This is a genomic window from Pseudoxanthomonas sp. PXM02 (assembly GCF_014851805.1).
Lineage (GTDB): Bacteria > Pseudomonadota > Gammaproteobacteria > Xanthomonadales > Xanthomonadaceae > Pseudoxanthomonas_A.
The window spans coordinates 637813-654114 of sequence record NZ_JACVAK010000002.1; the positions used below are offsets into that span (position 1 = coordinate 637813).

At 65.9% G+C, this 16302-nt stretch carries 15 protein-coding genes and 1 tRNA gene; 11 read left to right on the forward strand and 5 right to left on the reverse strand.

Annotated elements, in window-relative coordinates; genetic code table 11:
- Positions 1-155: 155 nt before the first annotated feature.
- From thrS to IB225_RS11800, 11 genes are all read left to right on the forward strand, one after another.
- On the forward strand, positions 156-2063 hold the full coding sequence (thrS, locus tag IB225_RS11750) for a threonine--tRNA ligase (protein WP_192311419.1): 1908 nt from the start codon (positions 156-158) through the stop codon (positions 2061-2063).
- Between the two features lie 48 nt (positions 2064-2111).
- Positions 2112-2636 (forward strand): translation initiation factor IF-3, encoded by a 525-nt coding sequence (gene infC / locus IB225_RS11755; protein ID WP_192311890.1) that lies wholly within the window; start codon positions 2112-2114, stop codon positions 2634-2636.
- A gap of 280 nt (positions 2637-2916) precedes the next feature.
- Complete coding sequence (gene rpmI, locus IB225_RS11760; RefSeq protein ID WP_014160066.1) at positions 2917-3114, forward strand: 50S ribosomal protein L35; 198 nt, start codon at positions 2917-2919, stop codon at positions 3112-3114.
- Between the two features lie 10 nt (positions 3115-3124).
- The gene (gene rplT, locus IB225_RS11765) at positions 3125-3484 is read left to right on the forward strand and encodes a 50S ribosomal protein L20 (protein WP_192311420.1); all 360 of its coding nucleotides are present in this window, start codon (positions 3125-3127) and stop codon (positions 3482-3484) included.
- A 133-nt stretch (positions 3485-3617) separates the two neighbouring features.
- Positions 3618-4613 carry a phenylalanine--tRNA ligase subunit alpha gene (pheS, locus tag IB225_RS11770; RefSeq protein ID WP_192311421.1) on the forward strand — a complete coding sequence of 332 codons (996 nt, stop codon included), beginning with the start codon at positions 3618-3620 and terminating at the stop codon, positions 4611-4613.
- Positions 4614-4683: 70 nt separating this feature from the next.
- Positions 4684-7077 carry a phenylalanine--tRNA ligase subunit beta gene (gene pheT / locus IB225_RS11775; protein WP_192311422.1) on the forward strand — a complete coding sequence of 798 codons (2394 nt, stop codon included), beginning with the start codon at positions 4684-4686 and terminating at the stop codon, positions 7075-7077.
- A 56-nt stretch (positions 7078-7133) separates the two neighbouring features.
- The gene (locus IB225_RS11780) at positions 7134-7433 is read left to right on the forward strand and encodes an integration host factor subunit alpha (protein WP_055936063.1); all 300 of its coding nucleotides are present in this window, start codon (positions 7134-7136) and stop codon (positions 7431-7433) included.
- The gene (locus IB225_RS11785; RefSeq protein ID WP_055936060.1) at positions 7414-7770 is read left to right on the forward strand and encodes a MerR family transcriptional regulator; all 357 of its coding nucleotides are present in this window, start codon (positions 7414-7416) and stop codon (positions 7768-7770) included. The genes IB225_RS11780 and IB225_RS11785 overlap by 20 nt, the downstream gene beginning before the upstream one ends.
- Before the next feature lie 86 nt (positions 7771-7856).
- Positions 7857-7933, forward strand: a tRNA-Pro gene (locus tag IB225_RS11790).
- Between the two features lie 69 nt (positions 7934-8002).
- Positions 8003-8473 carry a cupin domain-containing protein gene (locus IB225_RS11795; RefSeq protein WP_192311423.1) on the forward strand — a complete coding sequence of 157 codons (471 nt, stop codon included), beginning with the start codon at positions 8003-8005 and terminating at the stop codon, positions 8471-8473.
- An 89-nt stretch (positions 8474-8562) separates the two neighbouring features.
- Entirely contained in the window at positions 8563-9600 is a 1038-nt protein-coding gene (locus tag IB225_RS11800) for a TraB/GumN family protein (protein ID WP_192311424.1), read from the forward strand.
- A 21-nt stretch (positions 9601-9621) separates the two neighbouring features.
- Here IB225_RS11800 and dxs read toward each other — a convergent pair whose 3' ends face one another.
- From dxs to IB225_RS11825, 5 genes are all read right to left on the reverse strand, one after another.
- Positions 9622-11529: a 1-deoxy-D-xylulose-5-phosphate synthase gene (gene dxs, locus IB225_RS11805; RefSeq protein WP_192311891.1), complete on the reverse strand. Its 1908-nt coding sequence runs from the start codon at positions 11527-11529 to the stop codon at positions 9622-9624.
- Between the two features lie 169 nt (positions 11530-11698).
- Entirely contained in the window at positions 11699-12352 is a 654-nt protein-coding gene (locus IB225_RS11810) for an HNH endonuclease (protein WP_192311425.1), read from the reverse strand.
- 94 nt (positions 12353-12446) lie between these two features.
- Positions 12447-14240 carry an acyl-CoA dehydrogenase C-terminal domain-containing protein gene (locus tag IB225_RS11815; protein WP_192311426.1) on the reverse strand — a complete coding sequence of 598 codons (1794 nt, stop codon included), beginning with the start codon at positions 14238-14240 and terminating at the stop codon, positions 12447-12449.
- A 37-nt stretch (positions 14241-14277) separates the two neighbouring features.
- Positions 14278-14751, reverse strand: a complete 474-nt coding sequence (locus IB225_RS11820) for an LEA type 2 family protein (protein ID WP_192311892.1) — start codon at positions 14749-14751, stop codon at positions 14278-14280.
- Between the two features lie 82 nt (positions 14752-14833).
- Complete coding sequence (locus tag IB225_RS11825) at positions 14834-16285, reverse strand: glycoside hydrolase family 30 beta sandwich domain-containing protein (RefSeq protein WP_192311427.1); 1452 nt, start codon at positions 16283-16285, stop codon at positions 14834-14836.
- Between the last annotated feature and the right edge of the window lie 17 nt (positions 16286-16302).

Below are 16302 nucleotides of genomic sequence, written 5' to 3' on the forward strand. Positions count from 1 at the left end.
CGGCCGAGCGTGCGACATGAGCACTACCATCGCCTGAACCTGGTACTGCCCGAGGCACTGCATCCCGTAGGCGCCCTCGTGGCGCTTTTTTCTTGCCCGACACCTCGCCCGGCCGCTCTTGCGCCAGCGCCACCCAGACCGAGTCCACGTTTCCGATGATCACGATCACGCTCCCCGACGGCAGCCGCCGCGAGTTCGAGAACCCCGTTTCCGTCATGCAGGTGGCGCAGTCCATCGGTGCCGGCCTGGCCAAGGCCACCGTGGCCGGTGCGGTCGACGGCGTGCTCGTCGATGCCAGCGACGTCATCGACCATGACGCGGCGCTGCGCATCATTACGCCGAAGGACGAGGAGGGCGTTGAGATCATCCGCCACTCCTGTGCGCACCTGGTCGGCCATGCGGTGAAGCAGCTGTATCCGGACGTGAAGATGGTCATCGGCCCGGTGATCGCCGAAGGCTTCTACTACGACATCTACAGCGAACGCCCGTTCACGCCGGAAGACCTGGCCGCAGTCGAGCAGCGCATGCAGGAGCTGATCGCGCAGGACTACGACGTCATCAAGAAAATGACGCCGCGCGCCGAGGTCGTAGAGGTATTCAAGTCCCGCGGCGAGGACTACAAGCTGCGCCTGATCGACGACATGGGTCCTGACGTCACGGCGATGGGGCTGTACTACCACCAGGAATACGTGGACATGTGTCGCGGCCCGCACGTGCCGAACACGCGCTTTCTGAAGGCGTTCAAGCTGACGCGTATCTCCGGCGCCTACTGGCGCGGCGACGCCAAGAACGAGCAGCTGCAGCGCATCTACGGCACGGCCTGGGCCGACAAGAAGCAGCTGGAGGCGTACATCCAGCGCATCGAGGAAGCGGAGAAGCGCGACCACCGCAAGATCGGCAAGCAGCAGGAGCTGTTCCACCTGCAGGAAGAGGCGCCCGGCCTGGTGTTCTGGCACCCGAAGGGCTGGGCCATCTGGCAGGTGGTCGAGCAGTACATGCGCAAGGTCTATCGCGACAGCGGTTACCAGGAAGTGCGCTGCCCGCAGATCCTTGATGTGGCCCTGTGGAAGAAGTCCGGCCACTGGGACAACTACAAGGAAAACATGTTCTTCAGCGAGTCGGAGAACCGCACCTACGCGGTCAAGCCGATGAACTGCCCCGGCCATGTGCAGGTGTTCAACCAGGGCCTGCACAGCTACCGCGACCTGCCGATCCGTTACGGCGAGTTCGGCGCCTGCCACCGCAACGAACCGTCGGGTGCGCTGCACGGCATCCTGCGCGTGCGCGGCTTCACCCAGGACGACGGCCACATCTTCTGCACGGAAGACCAGATCGAAGCCGAGGTGACCGCGTTCCACCAGCAGGCACTGAAGGTTTACTCGGACTTCGGCTTCGAGGACATCCAGATCAAGATCGCGCTGCGCCCGGAATCGCGCCTGGGTGACGACGCCACCTGGGACAAGGCCGAGGCCGCCCTTCGCGCCGCCCTGCGCAGCTGCGGGGTGGAATGGCAGGAGTTGCCGGGCGAGGGCGCCTTCTACGGCCCGAAGATCGAGTACCACCTGAAGGACGCCATCGGCCGGACCTGGCAGCTGGGCACGATGCAGGTCGACTTCATGATGCCGGGCCGCTTGGGCGCCGAGTACGTGGACGAGAACAGCCAGCGCCAGCACCCGGTCATGCTGCACCGGGCCATCGTGGGCTCGATGGAGCGCTTCATCGGTATCCTGATCGAGCACCATGCTGGTGCGTTCCCGTCCTGGCTGGCCCCCCAGCAGGCGGTGGTGATGAATATCACCGACGCCCAGGCCGATTATGTGGCCGAGGTCCGGAAAACCCTTGCAAATCAAGGCTTCCGGGTGGCGGCCGATTTGCGGAACGAGAAGATCGGCTATAAGATTCGCGAGCACACGCTGCAGCGGGTGCCTTACCTGCTGGTGGTCGGCGACCGCGAGAAGGAAAATGGCGCCATCGCCGTGCGTACGCGTTCCGGTGAAGACCTGGGCAGCATGTCCGTTGCCGCCTTCGCCGAACGTTTGCGTAACGAGCACGCCGCGCAATAAGGTTCCGGTCCGACATGGACCGGTGCACCCCTCCCTGGAGACTGCAACATCAGCACCCCTGACAACAAGCAAAACCGCAAGAACCACGAAATCCGCGTGCCGCGGGTACGCGTGATCGGTTCCGATGGCGAGATGATCGGCGTGCTTACGCGCGACGAAGCCTTGGCCAAGGCGGAAGACGAAGGCCTGGATCTGGTCGAGATCCAGCCCAACGCCGAGCCGCCCGTCTGCAAGATCATGGACTTCGGCAAGTTCAAGTTCGAGATGCAGAAGAAGGCCAACGAGGCCAAGAAGAAGCAGAAGCAGGTCGAGATCAAGGAACTCAAGTTCCGCCCCGTTACCGACGAGGGCGACTACCAGATCAAGATGCGCAACATCCGCCGCTTCCTGGAAGAGGGCGACAAGGTCAAGGTCAACATCCGTTTCCGTGGCCGCGAGATGAGCCACCAGGAGCTGGGTCGCGAGATGGCGGCGCGCATCGAGGCCGAACTGGGCGACGAGATCGTCATCGAGTCCCGTCCGCGCCTGGAAGGCCGCCAGATGGTCATGATGATCGCGCCGAAGAAGAAGTGATCCCGGCCGCCTTCGGGCGCAGGATCCGCAGGAGGGGCGCCGCGAGGCGCCCTTGCTGTTTCCGGCAGCCGCCATCCGTTGGCTAAGTGGCCGGATTTGCAAGAAAAAACGGCAGCGGGCATAATACGCGGCCCGGTACGCCGGGAGGCTGCTCGCAGCCGATGGACCCGTCGCTGGTTCCACTCTGGAATCAACGACTTACAAGCCGATATGGGCATGGATGGAAAGACCGCAAACGCGGCGCCCGGATCAGTGACATAAACCCGTCAAGGACATAGCAATGCCCAAGATCAAGACCCACCGGGCGGCGGCGAAGCGTTTTCGCAAGACCGCATCCGGCAAGTTCAAGGCTGGCCACGCCAACCGTAGCCACATCCTCACCAAGAAGGCGACCAAGCGTAAGCGCGGCCTTCGTGCGACGAACATCATTCGCGCCGAAGACAGCGGCCGTTTGAACCGCATGCTTCCCTACCTCTGAGGACTGAGACATGGCACGAGTTAAGCGTGGCGTGACGGCGCGTCGCCGTCACAAGAAGATCCTCACCCTGGCCAAGGGCTACTACAACGCCCGTCGCAAGGTGTTCCGCGTCGCCAAGCAGGCGGTCATCAAGGCGCAGCAGTACGCCTATATCGGCCGCAAGCAGAAGAAGCGCAATTTCCGTTCGCTGTGGATCACCCGCATCAACGCGGCGGCCCGCATCAACGGCCTGAGCTACAGCCGTTTCATGAACGGCCTGCTGAAGGCTGGCATCACCCTGGACCGCAAGGTGCTGGCGGACATCGCCGTGCACGATGCGGCCGGTTTTGCGGCCCTGGCTGAAAAGGCGAAGGGCGCACTCGCGGCGTAAGCCGCGTCTCCACCGTAAAGCACTCCGGCAGTCCATCGCCGGGAACACGTGGGGAAGGGCGCGAGTCCTTCCCCATTGTTTTTTGTGGTTTCTGTTTTTGTGCCACAGGCTGGCACCCTCTCATGGACCTCCGATGAGCGAAATCGAATCCCTGTCCACGCAGGCGCTGGCCGACATCGCCGCCGCGCAGACACCCGACGTGGTGGAGCAGTTGCGCGTCGCGCTGCTCGGCAAGAGCGGCAGTGTGACGTCGCAGCTGAAGCAGTTGGGTGCGCTGCCTGCCGACCAGCGCAAGACCGCCGGCGAAGCGATCAACCGCGCCCGCGACGTCATCGGCGAAGCGCTGTCGGCCCGCAAGATCGTGCTGGAAGATGCCGCACTCGACGCGCGCCTGGCCGGCGAAACGATCGACGTGACACTGCCGGGCCGCAATGGCGGCCGTGGCGGCCTGCATCCGATCAGCCGCACGCTGGAGCGCATCGCCGACATCTTCGGTCGCCTGGGGTACGAACTGGCGGACGGTCCGGAAATCGAGGACGACCAGCACAATTTCGAGGCGCTGAATTTCCCGCCGCACCATCCGGCGCGCGCCATGCACGACACGTTCTACTTCGGCGACGGCCGCCTGTTGCGCACGCACACGTCCGGCGTGCAGGTCCGCTACATGGACAGCCATCAGCCGCCACTGCGCATGATCGCGGCCGGCAAGGTCTACCGCAGCGACAGCGACCAGACTCACTCGCCGATGTTCCATCAGGTCGAGGGCCTGCTGGTGGACGAGCATTCGACCTTCGCCGACCTCAAGGGCACGCTGGCCGAGTTCGTGCGTGCGTTCTTCGAGCGCGATTTCGAGATGCGCTTCCGTCCCAGCTACTTCCCGTTCGTCGAGCCTGGCGCCGAAGTCGACATCGCCTGGCAGCAGCCTGATGGCAGCACGCGCTGGCTGGAAGTGCTGGGCTGCGGCATGGTGCACCCGAACGTGCTGCGCAACTGCGGCATCGATCCGGAGCGCTACACCGGCTTCGCCTTCGGTCTCGGCGTGGAGCGCTTCTCGATGCTGCGCTACGGCGTCAACGACCTGCGTGCGTTCTTCGAGAACGACGTGCGGTTCCTGAAGCAGTTCGCGTAACCCTTCGCTGCATCACGACATCTGACCCACGACGACGGCGGGCCGAGGCTCGCCCTACGGATCACGAACCATGAAGTTCTCTGAAAACTGGCTGCGCAGCCACGTCCCCACCCCGGCCACCCGCGATGAACTGTCCGCGACGCTGACCGCGATCGGCCTGGAGGTCGAAGAGGTCACCGCGCTGGGCGATGGTCTGGCGAACGTGGTCGTGGCGCGCATCGTCGAATGCGCCAAGCATCCCGAAGCCGACCGCCTGCAGGTCTGCCAGGTCGATGCGGGGCAGGGCGGTCTGCTGCAGATCGTCTGTGGCGCACCGAATGCGCGCCCCGGTCTTCTGGCGCCCCTGGCGATGGTCGGCGCGAATGTCGGCGGCATCGCCATCAAGGCGGCCAAGCTGCGCGGCGTCGAGTCCAACGGCATGCTCTGCTCGGCCAAGGAGCTGGGCATCGACGCCGACGCGTCGGGCCTGCTCGAACTGCCGGCCAACGCGCCGGTCGGCTCGCCCATTGCCGATTACCTGCAGCTTCCCGATGCCAGCATCGAGATCAAGCTGACGCCGAACCGTGCGGATTGCTTCAGCGTGCGCGGCATCGCCTACGATGTGGCGGCCTCTTTGGGCAGCGAAGTGAAGCCGTTCGACACCACGCCGGTGCCGGCGCAGAGCCCGTCCGTCCTGAGCGTGGAGCTCGAGGCTGGTGCGCGCGTGCCGCGCTTCGCGGGCCGCGTGATCGAAGGTGTGGACGCCACCGCGCCGTCGCCGGTGTGGATGGTCGAGCGTCTGCGCCGCAGTGGCGTGCGTCCCATCAGCTTCCTGGTCGACGTCACCCAGTACGTGATGCTGGAGTTGGGGCAGCCCATGCATGCCTTCGACAAGGACACGCTGGAAGGCGGCATCGTCGTGCGCCCCGCGCGCAAGGACGAGACGGTGGCGTTGCTGGATGGCCGCACCGTGACGCTCGATGACGGTTTCCTGGTCGTCTCCGATGGCCGTGGCGGTCGCGCTGCGCGTGCCGTTGCGCTGGGCGGGATCATGGGCGGACTCGATACCAAGGTCACCGACACGACCCGCAACGTGTTCCTGGAAGCCGCGCACTGGATTCCGTCGGCGATCATCGGCCGCAGCCGCAAGCTCGGCCTGCACACGGATGCCGGCCATCGCTTCGAGCGTGGCGTGGATCCTGAGCTGCCGCGCATCGCGGTGGAATACGCGACCCGCCTGATCCTCGACGTCGCCGGTGGCGTCCCCGGCCCGACGACCGAGGCCGTGCTGTCCGAACATCTGCCCAAGCCGACGGCGATCCTGCTGCGCCGCGCACGCGTCGCGCGCGTGCTGGGTGTTGAAATCCCGGATGCGGAGATCGAGCGCATCCTGCGTGCGCTGGGCCTGCAGGCGGCTGCCGTCGCCGAGGGCTGGAGCGTCGTCGCGCCGAGCCGCCGCTTCGACATCGCGATCGAGGAAGACCTGATCGAGGAACTGGCGCGCATCCATGGCTACGACCGCGTGCCGACCACGCTGCCGGGCGGCGCAACCCGCGTTGCCGCCCCCAGCGAAACGCGCGTCGAGGAGGGCGTCGTACGTCGCCAGTTGGCGGCGCGGGACTACTTCGAGACGGTCAACTTCGCGTTCGTCGATGCGCAATGGCTGGCGCAGTGGGGTGCCGCGGACGGCGCCGTGCCGCTGGCGAATCCGCTGAGCGCCGAACTGGCGATCATGCGCACGCAGCTGTTGCCGGGCGTCGTGGCGGCCCTGCAGCGCAATGCCGCGCGCCAGGCCGGTCGCGTGCGTCTGTTCGAGATCGGCAATGTGTTCCGCGCGCCGTCGCAGGCCGGCGAAGCGCCCGTTGAATCGCTGCGCATTGCCGCCGCGATCACCGGTGAGGCCTTGGCCGAGCAATGGGGCATGCCCACGCGCAAGGCGGACTTCCACGACCTCAAGGGCGACCTGGAAAGCGTGGCTGCGCTGGCGGGTACCGTGCTGGAGTTCCGTCCGTCACAGGCGAGCCAAGGGCATCCTGGGCGCTCGGCCGATGTGTATCGCGATGGCGAGCGCATCGGCTGGATCGGACAGTTGCATCCGCGGTTGCAGCGCCAGCTGGACCTCGACGCCGATGTGATGGCGTTCGAACTGGACCTGGCACCGCTGACCGTGCGTGCGCTGCCGCGCGCGGCGGAGCTGTCCCGGTACCCGTCCGTCCGCCGGGACCTCGCGTTCGTCGTGGCCGAAGACGTGTCGTGGGCTGCATTGGCCGATACGGTCAAGGCCGCTGCGGGCCCGTTGCTGCGTGATGTCCAACTGTTCGACCGCTACGTCGGGCAAGGTGTCGAATCCGGTCAAAAGAGTCTCGCTATGGGCTTGATTTTGCAGGACAACTCACGCACTCTCACGGAGAGCGACGTGGCGCAGACAGTGGCGGCCGTCGTGGCCGCGATCGACGACGCGCATGGCGCGAAGATCCGCGGATGAACGGTATGAAGGCAGTGGCAAGGCCGGCGACGGCCGCAATGGGGACGCAGTAATCCATGGCATTGACGAAGGCGGAGATGGCCGAACGTCTGTTCGACGAGGTCGGCCTGAACAAGCGCGAGGCGAAGGAATTCGTCGACGCGTACTTCGACGTGCTGCGCGAGGCCCTGGAGCAGGGCCGGCAGGTGAAGCTGTCGGGGTTCGGCAATTTCGACCTGCGCCGCAAGAACCAGCGCCCCGGCCGCAACCCGAAGACCGGTGAGGAGATCCCGATCTCGGCACGGACGGTGGTGACCTTCCGGCCGGGCCAGAAACTCAAGGAGCGGGTGGAAACATATGCTGGATCCGGGCAGTAACCGCGAGCTTCCGCCGATTCCGGCCAAACGCTACTTCACCATCGGTGAGGTTAGCGAGCTGTGCGACGTCAAGCCGCACGTACTGCGGTACTGGGAGACCGAGTTTCCCAGCCTGGAACCGGCCAAGCGCCGCGGCAACCGTCGCTACTACCAGCGCCATGACGTGCTGATGGTGCGCCAGATCCGCGGGCTGCTGTACGAACAGGGCTACACCATCGGCGGTGCGCGCCTGCGCCTGGAGGGCGAGGGTGCGAAGCAGGAATCCGCGATGAGCGCGCAGATCGTGCGCCAGGTGCGGATGGAGCTGGAAGAAATCCTGCAGTTGCTGCGCCGGTGATGCCCCACGGCGCTCCTGCTGGGAGTCGCCGAGGAAATCCGGCTATAATGCGCGGCCCGTCGAAAGGCGGGCCGATCCGCGAGATTCGGGGCGTAGCGCAGCCTGGTAGCGCATCTGCCTGGGGGGCAGAGGGTCGTCGGTTCAAATCCGGCCGTCCCGACCAATCGCGGTTCGACATCAAGCCCACGCCGATGCGTGGGCTTTTTTGTGCCCGTCACGTGCAGGAACGCCGATGCAGCCCATGACCGAAGCGCTGATCCGTGACCTGCAGCTGGCGCCGCACCCTGAGGGCGGGTACTTCCGGCGCGTCTACGAATCCGCCAAGCGCACCGAGGTCAATGGCATCGAGCGTCCCGCGCTCACTGCGATCAAGTTCCTGTTGCCGGAGGGCGTGGTGACACGTTGGCATCGCGTCGATGCCACCGAGGTCTGGGACTGGCATGACGGCAGCCCGATGGAGCTGTCGATGTTCGATCCCGACCAGCGCACGCTGACCCGCGTGCAACTGGACACGTCCGCGCGCGGGGGGCAGTCCAATCAGGTGGTACCGGCCGGCATCTGGCAGAGCGCACGCACGCTGGGCACGTACACGCTGGTCGACTGCTCGGTGTCACCGGGTTTCAGCTGGCAGGGATTCGAGCTGATGCAGAGCGGCAGCGATGTCGCGCGTACGCTGCGCGAAGCGGGCGGCAAGGTCGCCTGAACCGATCCCCCACGGCGTCACCGCGACGTGTGCGTCTGCGGGTTTAGCGCGGGCACACTCTGGTGATTCTTCTGCATGGAGCTGCCGGAATGCGTCTGCCGCTTTACGGAGTGTTGTGCTGCCTGTCGTTGTTGATCGCGCCGATATCCGTCGTGGCGCAGGAGGCTGCTGCGGTGATGGATCCGCCGTCCGCCGATGCGGAAGGCGTGATCGACATGGATGCCGTGGTCGTGGCCGGCGTGCAGCCGGGTCCGGGACTGTGGAAGGTGCGGCACGGCGACCATCTGCTGTACATCCTGGGCACGCAATCACCCTTGCCCAAGAACATGACGTGGCGCTCCGACGACGTCACCCAGGTATTGCAACTCACGGACGAAGTACTGGGTTCGCCTAACGTCACCGTGGACGCCGACGTGGGTTTCTTCGGCAGGTTGACGCTGCTGCCTTCCGCGTTGAAGGCATCCAAGAATCCGGACGGCCAGAAGCTGCAGGATGTTCTGCCCGCGGATGTCTATGCCCGCTGGAGCGTCCTGAAGCGACGCTACATGGGACGGGATGGCGGTGTCGAAAAGAAGCGCCCAGTGATTGCCGCGTACCAGCTTTACATCGAAGCCTTGTCGGACACCGGCCTGCGCGAGGGGGGCGTCATCGGTCCCGTGATCGACGCAGCATTGAAGCAGCGGAAAATGAAGCGGACGCCGACGTCGCTGAAGATCAAGCTGGACGATCCGCGCTCCGCACTGGCGGACTTCCGGAATGAAACCTTGAAGCCCGAAGACCTCGCGTGTTTCAGCAAGACGCTCGATGTCATCGAAAGCGATCTCCCGCAGGTCGCTGCTCGCGCCAATGCATGGGCGGTCGGCGACTGGCCTGCACTGCGGTCCGGCGCACGCCAGGACTGGCAGCAGGCGTGTGCTTCAGCCTGGTTCAATACCGAGACGGCGCGCAAGCGCGGCATCTCCGATATCGAGGTGCGCATGCAGAAGCACTGGATGGAGATCGCCGAAGGCTCGCTACGGAAGAACCGGATCACCTTCGCCACGTTGCCGGTCTGGCAACTGGTCAAGCCGGATGGCTACCTGGCAGCCCTGCAGGCCAAGGGCTACGAGGTCGAAGCGCCGGAGTGATGCCGGCAACGGCGGCGCGACTCAGCCTGCGGCGGTCAGCGGCGGCTGGGTAGCTGCCAGGGCAGGCCAGCGCTTCAACACACTGGCGCGAATGCCGGCCGCATCGATGCCGGCTTCGACCAGCAGGTCTTCGCGGCTGGCGTGGTGCTGGAACTCGTCCGGCAGGCCCAGGTGCAGCACCGGCAGCGACAGGTCTTCGGCATTGAGCAGTTCGGTGACACCGGAGCCTGCGCCACCCATCACCACGTTGTCTTCGATGGTGACGAAGCCCTGGTGGGTCCTGGCCAGTTCTACGATCAGGTCGCGGTCCAGCGGCTTCACGAAGCGCATGTTCACCACGCTCAGGCCCAGCTCGCGCCCCACTTGTTCGGCCGCCGCAACTGTGGAGCCAAAGGCGAGCAGCGCCACGCGGCTGCCGCGGACACGCAGGTCGGCCTTGCCGATTGGCAGCGTGTCCAGCGAGGACTGCAATGCGACGCCGGGACCGGTGCCGCGCGGGTAGCGCACCGCGGCCGGACCGTTGAAGTGGTAGCCGGTGCTCAGCATCTGCCGGCATTCGTTCTCGTCGGCCGGGGCCATTACCACCATGTGTGGCACGCAACGCAGGTAGCTGAGGTCAAGGTTGCCGGCATGGGTGGCGCCGTCCGGGCCGACCACGCCGCCGCGGTCGATGGCGAACAGCACGTCCAGCTTCTGGATGGCGACGTCGTGCACCAACTGGTCGTAACCGCGCTGCAGGAACGTCGAGTAGATCGCGACCACCGGTTTGCTGCCTTCGCAGGCCATGCCGGCCGCCAGCGTCACCGCATGCTGTTCGGCGATGGCGACGTCGAAGTAGCGCTCCGGGTACTCCTTGCTGAAGCGCACCAGGCCCGAGCCTTCACGCATTGCCGGGGTGATGCCCAGCAACTTCGGTTCGGCCGCGGCCATGTCGCACAGCCAGTCGCTGAAGATGTCGGTGTAGGTCGGCTTCTTCGCGCCGCCCTTGCTGACGAGGCCTTTCTCCGGATCGAACGGACCGACCGCGTGGTAGCCGATCTGGTCGCCTTCGGCCAGTTCGTAACCCTTGCCCTTGGTCGTCAGGATGTGGAGCAACTGCGGACCCTTGAGGGTCTTCAACGTCTTCAGCGCGCCGACCAAGGCCTCGACGTCATGACCGTCGATCGGGCCGGTGTAATGGAAGCCCATCTGCTCGAACAGCGTGGACGGCACGAACATGCCCTTCCAGTGTTCTTCCCAGCGGCGCATGAAGCGGGCCGGCGGCTTCTTCTTGTCGCCCAGCAGTTTCTTGCCGCCCTCACGCAGCGCGTTGAGCGTGCGGCTGCTGCTGAGGCGGCCCAGCATCTTGGTCAGACCGCCGACATTCTCGGAGATCGACATCTGGTTGTCGTTGAGGATCACCAGCAGATTCGGTTCCGGCTCCATGCCACCGGCGTGGTTCAGCGCTTCGAACGCCATGCCGGCGGTCATCGCCCCGTCGCCGATCACGGCGACCACCTTGCGATCATCGCCCTGCTGCTGCAGCGCGATCGCCATACCCAGCGCGGCGGAGATCGAGGTGGACGAATGACCCACGCCGAAGGTGTCGTACTCGCTTTCCTCGCGCTTCGGGAACGGCGCCACGCCGTCCTTCTGCTTCACCGTGTGGATGGTGTCGCGGCGGCCCGTCAGGATCTTGTGCGGGTAGGTCTGGTGGCCGACGTCCCATACCAGGCGGTCGCGCGGGGTGTCGAACAGGTAGTGCAGGGCGACCGTCAGTTCGATCACGCCCAGGCCCGCGCCGAAATGTCCGCCGCTCTTGCCGACCGACTCGATCAGGTAGCCCCGCAGTTCCTCGGCGATGGCAGGCAGTTCGGATTCATCGAACTGGCGCAGGTCGGCCGGGACGTGGATGCGGGACAGGCGGGGATAGCGGTCGGGGGCGATCATCGGGCTGGAATTGGTCTGGCCCGCCATTTTCCCCCCGTTGTGTGAAGCGGGGCAAGCAAAGGGGTGAAGCGGGCGCGGGCGGAGCGTCCGTGGTTCAGGAAATCCTGACGGCACCACGCGGCCCCGCCGGCCGGCGCATGCGCCGGAAGGGCGTCCTGACGGCAATGGATCACGCCGACAGCTTGGACTTCTTGGGCAACTGGGCCTTCAGGAAGGCCATCTGGTCGGCCAGGATGTTGCGGTTGGACAGGATCAGGTGCTCGATCCAGCTGGGCCGGTACGGCACGGCGAGCAGCGGCATATGCGCCTGCTGCGGCGTGCGGTTGCTCTTGCGCGAATTGCAGTGGAAGCAGGCCGTCACCACGTTTTCCCAGATGTCCTTGCCACCCTTGGACAGCGGCAGCACGTGGTCGCGGGTCAGGTGCGGCCGCGAATACTCGTGGCCGCAGTACAGGCACAGGTGGGCATCGCGGGCGAACAGCGCGGTGTTGGTGAGCGTCGGCGTGGGCGACAACGCGTGCGCACGCGCATGGCCACGCGAGGCGACGATGGGGTGCAATTCGATCAGGCTCTGTTCGCCGGTCAGTCGCGAGACGCCGCCGTGCACATGCAGGCAGGGATCGCCCAGCGTCCAGGCGACCGCGCCGCGCGCATACAGGCAGGTGGCGTCCTGCCAGTTGATCCAGTCGAGCACACGCCCATGCGCATCCAGCGACAGCAGTCGCAGGGCGGCGGGGTGGGGACGGGGGGACGACGGAGACGGGACCGGCGACGAGAGGGAACCGGTCTGGACCAGGTGAAGCTGAGCTCTGTCTGCTTCCATGGAGAAGCAGGTTATACCCAAATGTTGACGAAATGTGTATACGGCGCGGCTTTTCTTCGGAGGAGCGCGCGGCCCGCGCTCCTCCGGTGCCCGATCATTCGCCGAAGCGCACGTCGTCCATCGCCATCAGCGTGTCCGCGCCGGATTCGATGGCGGCGGCATGGGCGAGGGTGCGCGGCAGGATCCGTGCGAAGTAGAAACGCGCGGTTTCGCGCTTGGCCTGCTTGAAGGCATCGCCGTGCGCCGATGCATCGGCGGCGGCCACACTGCGCGCCCACCAGTACGCCAGCACCACGTAGCCCGAGTAGAACAGGTAGTCGGTGCTGGCGGCACCGATTTCCTCGGGATTCGCTGCAGCGCGCTGCAGGATGTTCTTCGTCAGGCCCGCCCATTCGGCCGCCTTCTGCTGCAGCGGATCGATGAACTCGGTCAGCGACGCATCGTCCTTGTGCTGCTGGACGAACGCATGCACGTCGGCGAGGAACAGCTTCAGGCCGGCGGCCTGCGTGGCCGCAGTCTTGCGGCCCATCAGGTCCAGTGCCTGGATGCCGGTCGTGCCTTCGTACAGCGTGGTGATGCGGGCGTCGCGGGCCAGCTGTTCCATGCCGTGTTCGTGGATGTAGCCGTGGCCACCGAAGCATTGCAGTGCGTGGTAGGTGTTCTCGATGCCCCATTCGGTCTGGCAGGCCTTCGAGATGGGCGTCAGGAAACTCACCAGCGTGTCGGCGCGCTCGCGTTCGGCAGCGTCTTCCGCGTGGTTGGCGATATCGATCAGCGTGCCGGCATGCAGGGCGAGCAGGCGGCTGCCTTCGACCAGCGACTTCACCGTCAGCAGCATGCGACGGACGTCCGGGTGGACGAGGATCGGGTCGGCCGGCTTCTCGGGGAACTTCGCGCCACTCAGCGAGCGCGTCTGCACGCGGTCGCGCGCGTAGCGCAGCGCGTTCTGGTAGGCGCGCTCGCTCAGGCCGATGCCCTGCAGGCCGACGCCGAGGCGCGCGGTGTTCATCATGGTGAACATCGCCTGCAGGCCCTTGTGCGGCTGGCCGACCAGATAGCCCTGCGCACCGTCGAAATTCATCACGCAGGTGACCGAGGCCTTGATGCCCATCTTGTGCTCGATCGAGCCAACCGTCACGGCGTTGCGCTCGCCGACCGTGCCGTCCTGCGCCACCTTGAACTTCGGCGTGACGAACAACGAGATGCCCTTTGCACCCGCGGGCGCATCCGGAAGCTTGGCCAGCACCAGATGCACGATGTTGTCGGTCAGGTCGTGCTCGCCGGCGGTGATGAAGATCTTGGTGCCGGTGATGGCATAACTGCCATCGGCGTTCGGTTCGGCCTTGGTCTTCAGCAGACCCAGATCGGTGCCGCAGTGCGGCTCGGTCAGGCACATCGTGCCGGTCCAGCGGCCCTCGACGAGCGGCTTCAGGAACACCTCCTGCTGCCATGCCTCGCCATGGTGCTTGAGCGCTTCGACCGCGCCGTGCGACAGCAGGGGGAAGTTGCCCCAGGCCAGGTTGCTGGCGTTGACCAGTTCGTTGAGCGGCACGCCCATCGTGTGCGGCAGGCCCTGGCCACCGAACTCCGGCGACGACGTCAGTCCGGTCCAGCCACCGTCCACGAACTGCGTATACGCCGCCTTGAAGCCTGGCGGCGTGGTGACCTCGCCGGTGGCCTTGTCGAGCTGGCTGCCGATCTCGTCGCCCACGCTGTTCAGCGGTGCGAGCACGGTTTCAGTGAAGCGCGCCGCCTCGTCCAGCACGGCGTCGAGGATGTCGCGGGTGGCCTCGGTGTAGCCGAGACGCTGGAACAGCGGCTCGACGCCCAGCACGTCGTAGAGGGCGAAGCGGAGATCGGTCAGGGGAGCTTTGTAGGACGCAGGCATGCGGGTTCTCGGTATCGCGAATGAGGGAGGGCCGCGCTCAGCGCAGCACGCCGTCCAGGCCGGGGACGGGATTGAGGGTGTTGCGGGTATCGACATCGAAGCTACGCTGCTTGGCCTCTTCCGGCGTGGCGGCAGCGGTGCCTTTCAATGTGTAGGGGAGGGTGCGGCGGCCTGCGAGCGCGTCCGCTACCACGATCCTGCCGGCGCTGGTGGGCGAGAAGGCGACGGTCACGACATCCGCGGACTCGGGGCCGATCGACAGGCCGGGCGTGGCGCGCAGCTTGCCGGCGTCCTGGTCACCGACCTGCACGTCGACCTCCACGGTGTCGAAGCGCATCGGGATGCTGCTGTAGTTCTGCAGGCGCAGATCCACCGCCCATTGACCGTCGGCTTTCACCGTCAACTGCTGCACGCTGACCGCGGGGTCGGAGACGCGGCGGACCACGCCATCGCCGCAACCGGCCAGCAGGGCTGTCACGGCCAGAAGTGCCAGCAGGGAAGTACGTCGCATCATGCCGCCGCTCCATGAGGGAATGCGGCAGGATACTACGGCGTATGGCGGCCGGAATGACAGTCCGCCCGCCTGTGAGGCCTCAGTCGTGCTGCGCTGCGTCAGGCTTCCACACGAACGTGGCAACGCTGCGCGCCGGCAGCGTGTAGTCGAATGCCCGGCCGCCCTGCGTGGCGGTAAAACGGCGTGGCTGCTTCGCGGCATTGGAGACCAGCAGCACCAGCGAGCCGTCGTCCGCATTGCGGAACGCCACGTTGTCGAGGTCGTCGCCTGTCTCGCTGGAAGCGATCCTGTGGGCGCCCTGCCGCACGAACCGGCTGGCGTGCGCCAGCGCGTAGTACTCGTCGGTGCGGGTGATCGCGCCGGTGCGCGAATCGATCGTCACCACGCCACGGCACGTATCGCAGCCGCCGGCGTAGGGGCCGTTGTTCTCGTCCAGCGCCAGGTTCCAGAACAGCGCGCCACGCGCCCAATGGCGCGCGCTGCGGATGATGATGTTCTTCATCTGCAGTGGCAGGCCGCCACTTCGCACCGGCTCCCAGTCGCCGCCCGAGCATTCGGTCATGTACGCATCCTTGTCGGGGAACGCGTCATGCACGGGCGACTGCGCGGCCACGTCGCCGCCATAGCAATGCCAGGCAACGGCGGCGACATGAGGTTTGGCTTTCGCATCGCCCAGCACGCCCAGCGGCTCCTGCGGTTTGTCCCAGTTGTGGTCCCAATCGAAGATCAACGGGCCGTTTCCACGCGCCGCGATCATCGGGCCCAGGTGATCACCGATGAGCCGCGCGCGCGCCGGCGCGTTGAGCCGCATGCCGGGGTAATCCTTCGGCTCGTAGTCGGGCTCGTTCTGCACGGTCAGCGCGAAGATCGGGACGCCCTCCGCCGCATACGCATCCACGTACTTCAACAGGTAGCGCGAGAACGCGTCGTAGTACTGCGGCAGCAGCTTGCCCTGGATCAGGCTGTTGGTGTCCTTCATCCAGCCGGGCGCGCTCCACGGCGACGCCATGATCTTCAGCTGCGGATTGATGGCGAGCATCGCGCGCGCCACAGGAATCACGTCGCCGCGGTTCTCGTCGATGCTGAAATGCTTGAGCTCCGGGTCCGGCTTGCCGTCAGGCGTGTCGTCGAGACTGTAGTGGTGGCGCGAGAAGTCCGATGCGCCGATGGTCAGGCGGGAGAAGCTGAGGCCCAGTCCGTCTCCGTCGCGGCCGAACAGTTCCTTCAGCAGCGCATCGCGCTGCGGCTGATCCAGCTTGTGCTGGATCAGCCAGGCGGAAGAGTCCGTCAACGATGCGCCGAAGCCGACGATCTCCTGATACCGCTTCGCATCGTCGATGTCGATACGCAGCGCATTCGCGCCGTTGCCCGCCTCGAACTGTGCAGGCGCGGAAGCCTCCAGGGCTCGCTGATGGTCTGCCGTCGTGATCCATACGGCGACGTCTTGTGCATACGAAAACGGCGCGAACGCCAGCGCGAGGAGAAGAATGAATGGACGGGTAGAGCGAGCTTTATGGAAACGTAGGCGCATGGCGGATTCCTCGCGCA